Annotated in this window: 1 protein-coding gene; it reads left to right on the forward strand. The window is 31.3% G+C overall.

Translation table 11 applies throughout. The features are described from left to right. The coding region (locus D4B81_RS18365; protein ID WP_161965306.1) for a hypothetical protein at positions 1–626 on the forward strand (626 nt) is incomplete at both ends.

Genomic DNA, 626 nt, shown 5'->3' on the forward strand with positions numbered 1-626 from the left:
TCCTACAATCACGCCTACAGATAATCAATATACCGCAGATATGGTCAACTTAGAGTTAGTTGAACAGCTAAGTGTTAATCAAGCAAATGAATCTAATGCACAACATCTAACTATATTTTTAGAAAGAATCTTACTTGATGAAAATTTACTAACTCTTACTGCAGATAACATTCAAAGAGACTTTGGGTTAAACAGTAATTTATTTGCAGTAGTTTACCCACAATTATTAAAAATAGTTCAAGATTCGTCACATGAATCTGAAGTCAAATTAGCATTAGACCTTTGGAAAAAGCAGCATGATTATAATGCTATTTCAGAAACAACGTTAAATATTGAACTATACACAAAACAGGTATATTTACTTATCCTATCAAGGTTAATGGTTGCAACCAGTTACCAAAAGACATTAAATAATAACGACCAAATGATTAAAAGTATCCTAAATGGAGAGTTTTTCCGTAATGTTGCAAAAATAAATAACCTTGTTGATTACGATTACTATGGTTGGATTGCCAATGAGCAGTGGATTAATAACTTCTTCCCAGTCGCAAGGCATCTTTTTCATCATTTAAAGATGTATGACTTTGCAACTGTTACTGAAGAAAATATGATTCAACTAATCTACG

The sequence above is a fragment of the Ornithinimicrobium cerasi genome, assembly GCF_003702705.1.
Lineage (GTDB): Bacteria > Actinomycetota > Actinomycetes > Actinomycetales > Dermatophilaceae > Ornithinicoccus > Ornithinicoccus cerasi.